At 62.8% G+C, this 4,939-nt stretch carries 3 protein-coding genes and 1 pseudogene; all 4 read left to right on the top strand.

Translation table 11 applies throughout. The features are described 5' to 3' along the window. A partial coding sequence (locus tag A9513_RS36500; protein WP_255302854.1) for a phage tail protein occupies positions 1-3,714 on the top strand: 3,714 nt, incomplete at its 5' end. Then, entirely contained in the window at positions 3,711-4,004 is a 294-nt protein-coding gene (locus A9513_RS14355) for a hypothetical protein (RefSeq protein ID WP_065085037.1), read from the top strand. The genes A9513_RS36500 and A9513_RS14355, both read left to right, overlap by 4 nt. Beyond that, positions 4,001-4,675 carry a hypothetical protein gene (locus A9513_RS14350; protein WP_065085036.1) on the top strand — a complete coding sequence of 225 codons (675 nt, stop codon included), beginning with the start codon at positions 4,001-4,003 and terminating at the stop codon, positions 4,673-4,675. Before A9513_RS14355 ends, A9513_RS14350 begins: the two co-directional genes overlap by 4 nt. Before the next feature lie 9 nt (positions 4,676-4,684). Next, positions 4,685-4,939, top strand: a pseudogene (locus A9513_RS14345) (hypothetical protein); the annotation flags it as partial.

The following is a 4,939-nucleotide window of genomic DNA, read 5'->3' as shown; positions in this document are numbered from 1 at the left end:
ATCGAGTTCAGCGCGGAGCAGTTCAGCAACATCCCGGCCGTCACCGTCGACTGCAAGGCCCGCAAGGTCCAGGTGCCCACCACCTACGACCCGGAGCTGCGCACCTACACCGGGGTCTGGGATGGCAGTTTCAAGAGCGCCTGGACCAACAATCCGGCGTGGATCACCTACGACATCAGCACCAATGCTCGCTTCGGCCTGGGCAAGCGGATCAAGCCCTGGATGGTGGATAAGTGGGAGCTGTACAAGATCGCCCAGTACTGCGACCAGCTGGTGCCGGATGGGAAGGGCGGTCAAGAGCCGCGCTTCCTCTGTGATCTGAATCTGCAGTCTCGCTCGCAGGCCTGGACCCTGCTGCGTGACATCGCGGCAATCTACCGGGGGATGAGCTACTGGGCGCAGGGGCAGTTGGTGTCTCAGGCTGACATGCCGCGTAGCGCTGACTTCGACTACGTCTTCACCCGGGCGAATGTGATAGACGGGAAAATGACCTACGGGGCTGCTTCGGCGCGCACCAGGTACAGCCGCGCCCTGGTCAGCTACGACAACCCGGCGAACAACTACGACACCGATGTCACGGGCTACTCCGATCCGGGCCTGACGCGCCGTTATGGTGACAACCCCGTGGAGCTGTCCGCGATTGGCTGCACTCGCGAGAGCGAGGCGCAGCGGCGCGGGAAGTGGGCGGTGCTAACCAGCGTGCAGGACCGGACCATCACCTTTAGCACCGGCATGGAAGGCCGGATTCCGCTGCCGGGCTACATCATCCCGGTGGCGGACTCGCTGCTGGCCGGTCGTGAGATCGGCGGCCGGATCTCTTCGGTTGCCGGCCGGGTGGTGACGCTCGATCGCGTTACCCAGGCCAAGGCTGGTGATCGACTGATCATCAACCTGCCGAGTGGACGTGCCGAGGGCCGCACCGTGCAGTCGGTCAACGGCAAGGCTGTGACCGTCACCACGGCCTACTCGGAGACGCCTGAGCCAGAACTGTGTTGGGCGCTCGATGCCGATGACTTGGCTGTCCAGCTCTATCGGGTGATGAGCACCAAGCGCGATGACAATGGGCAGTGGACCATCAACGGCTTGCAGTACGAGCCAAGCAAGTTCGACTACATCGACACCGGCGCGCGCCTGGAAGAGCGCCCGATCAGCGTCACCCCCGTTACCACCGTGCAGCCGCCGGCCAGCGTCACGCTCTCGTCGCGCTGGGCAATCGACCAAGGGCTGGCGGTCAGCACCATGTCGATCACCTGGCCCGCGGTTGAGGGCGCTGTGGCCTACGACGTGGAGTGGAAGAAGGACAGCGGCAACTGGGTTCGCCTGCCGCGCCAGGGCACCACCAGCGTCGATGTCACCGGCATCTATGCCGGGGCCTACCTGGCGCGCGTGCGAGCGGTGAGCGCCTTCGAGATCACCTCGATCTGGCGCACCTCGATCCTCACCAACCTGGTGGGCAAGGACGGCCTGCCGCCGGTGCTGGCATTCCTGCGCACGACTTCGGGGCCGTGGAAAATCCAACTCGACTGGGGATTCCCGGCCGGGGCAGAGGACACGGCGTTCACCGAGATACAGCAGTCCACCACTCCGGGTGGCAGTGAGCAGACCGCCGCCGCGCTGGGCCTATTCGCCTACCCGACGGACACGCACACGCTGACTTCGCTGGCTGCCGGCGCGCGCCTGGCGTTTCGCGGGCGCCTGATCGACCGCACCGGTAACGTGGGTGCCTGGTCGAACTGGGTGGATGGCATCACTTCGACCGATGCCGGCGAGTACAACGAGCTGATCACGCAGGAGTTCGTCGAGTCAGCACTGGGGCAGGAGTTCTTCGATCGAATCAACCTGATCGATGGGCCTGACAGCTTGCTGGGCTCGGTGAATGCCCGCCTGAAGGAAGTGAACGACGACCTTCAGCAGCAGATCGACGCGATCGGCGATATCGTCGATGCCCTGGAGTACGACCCGGCAAAGACCTATCTGAAAGGCGACAGCGTCCGCCAGGGGCAGCGCCTTTACCAGGCCATTGCCAATGTGCCGGTGAATAGCCCGCCGCCGAATGCCACCTACTGGCTCGACATTGGCCAGATCTCGCAGACGGTCGATGGTCTCGCCGCGCGGGTGACCACGGTGGAAACTGAGGTCGGACAGATCGACGGTGCGCTGACGGCTCAGTCGCAGCGAATCGACAGTGTTCAGTCGAGCCTCAACGGCAAGGCTGACGCTTCGACTGTGAGTGCATTGGCGAACCGGGTTACGCAGACCGAGCAAGGCCTGACGAGCCAGGGCTCGGCCATCACCGGGCTGACGAACTCGATCAACAGCATTGGCGGCGACAACATGCTGCCGAACTCGTCGTTCGAGGACTTGGCGACTGCAACGCGGGCTCGTCACTGGATTGTAAATGGCGGGACCAGTTCGATCGTCGATTCCATCCTGTCGCAGAGCACCAAGGCTCAGCGGGTCGAGCAGACAGGTGTTGCGGCAGACGGTGCTCTTAACATCCTGCTCAGCACGGCTGACGGCCTTGCGCGGCCGAAGGTGCGCCCTGGCGCGACTTACGCTCTGAGCGTCTTCGCGCGGGGCGTCGCTGGCATGTCGTTCCGACACTACGTGCAGTTCCTCAACAGTGCCGGCACTGTAGTTACCACCCTCACGGGCACCTACACAATTGCAAGCACCGAGTGGCAACGCTACGTGCTCACTGGGATGGCGCCTGCAACCGCTGTTGCGGCTCACATTTATGCAGGCCGCATAACAAACACGAGCGGCGTTGTAGCTGACCTATGGCTTGAGACTGACAACATCCAGCTCCAGGAGGGCGCTGTTGCAACGCAGTACGCGCCATCGAGCGAGCAGGCCATCGCTGCCCAGGCACAGGCCACTCAAGCCCTGACTGTCCGGGTCACCCAGACGGAGCAGGGGCTTACGTCGCAGGGCAGCGCAATCACCAGCCTGACCAATCGAGTCACTTCTGCCGAGGGGAACATCACCGGGCAGGCAACTGCAATCAATTCGCTCGACACGCGCGTCTCCAGCGTTGAGGGCGTCGTCACGTCACAAGCGTCACGTGTAGATGGCCTGCTGGCTGCCTATCGAGACGACAACGGCGAGGGCGACCTGCAGGACGCTTTGCGGGGTGCCGAGTCTACGGCCCAGATTGTCCGCGAAAGCCAGGTGCGCGCCACTCAGAACCAGGCGATGGCGCAGACGGTGGAGCAGGTGTCTGCTGCTACGGCGGTGAACTCCGCTGTGGTGGAGCAGACGAGCCGGGTGGTGGCCGATGTGAATGCCGGGATCCAGGCGATGTGGAGCGTGAAGCTCAACGTCTCTCAGGGTGGCCAGCAGTACGCGGCTGGCTTCCAGCTTGGCTTCGACGGAGGCACGACGACCACGATGGCCTTTCAGGCTGATCGTTTCCTTTGGTTCAACAGCTCCAACGGTCAGTCGGTTGCGCCGGTCTCCATCGTTGGCGGCCAGATGTTCATCAACAACGCGCTTATCCAGGACGGATCGATCACCAACGCGCAGATCGGCAACGTGATCCAGTCCACCGCACTTGGCAGTAATGGCCAGCCGTTGTGGCAGCTGAACAAGTCCGGTTCCTTCCTGCTGAACAGCGCCGGTGGTGGTGGACGCACCCAGCTCACGGCGGAGACCTACAAGGTCTTTGACGGCAACGGCGTGCGGCGCGTGCAGCTCGGGAACCTCGACGTATGAGTTATGGACTGCAAGTGTTCGATGGCGGGGGAGGCCTGATCTTCGACAGCAACTCCCTCACCTGCCGCATGGTGTACCGGGTGCCCTTCCAGACATCCACCAACCAACAGACCATCGTGATACCGGGCTTCGATGCTTCGAAGGGAGTTGTCTGGCTCGATACCACCTGGTCTGGCAGCGGTACCACCAACGCGCAGCGTTTCACGGTATCAGGCAACACCGTGACCATCCTGGGCAGCTACTTCAACACCAACCAGACCGACTACCTGAACGCGGTGATGTTCTCATGAGCTACGGCGCACTCTTCATCGGCAACGCCGGCCAGGTCCAGATCGACGACAACTATCCCTGCTACATGGAAGTGGCTTCCGGAAGCTATGACGGATCGAGCGGAACCGTGACGGTGACCTACCCGACGGCGATCAACAGCCCGAACCCGCCAGCCATCTTCATCCGTCCCGACGGCGCCCATGTATTGCGGTACATGCGGAACCTTGGCAGTCCCGGCAACTGGACCGGCTGGACCGCCGTTCTCTACACGGACAGCGGCTTCACGGGGATTGTCCGAACCGGCCAGTACAAGGCGGCGGCGCTCTATCTGCCGCGCACCGGCGGGTATGGCCTGCAGGTGTTCGATTCGAGCAACCGCCTGCTGTTCGACAGCAATCGCCGGGTGCTCACGATTCTGGCTGGTGCGCAGACCTGGTCGAAGGTCGGTTACAACGGCAACTACCAAAGCAACTGGACGACCGACACATGGGGGAACGCTTACGTGGCCGGCTCATATGTGATGGCCAGCCACTTCATGGCCGGATTCGTGGCCCCGCCGAACGCCGCTGAGATCGGCATCGGGTTCCTGAATGGAACCGCCAAAACCCAGATCAACGTCTTCGCCATGCGCGTGGGGCGTGGTCTGGCTGAAATCACTACCTTCAACTGGCCGCTGGTCATGGTGAATTGAGGAGGGGACATGCCCTGGTATTCCGCTGGAACCGTTGCGGTGACCAACAACAGCCCGACCGTGACCGGATCGGGCACCAGCTTCTCGGCGAATGCCCGCGTGGGCGATGCGTTTCGAGGGCCTGACGGCCTCTGGTACGAGGTTACGAACGTGGCTAGCGCCACGGTGATCTCCATCAAGCCCAACTACCAAGGAGCGAATAGCCCGACTGGAAGCTATGCGATTGCGCCAATGCAGGGCTATGTAAAGGATAGTGCGGACGCG

It is taken from the genome of Pseudomonas sp. AU12215 (genome assembly GCF_001675465.2).
Classification (GTDB): Bacteria; Pseudomonadota; Gammaproteobacteria; order Pseudomonadales; family Pseudomonadaceae; genus Pseudomonas; species Pseudomonas nitroreducens.
Note: the sequence above shows the minus strand (reverse complement) of the source record. Positions and strands in the feature narration are given on the sequence as shown.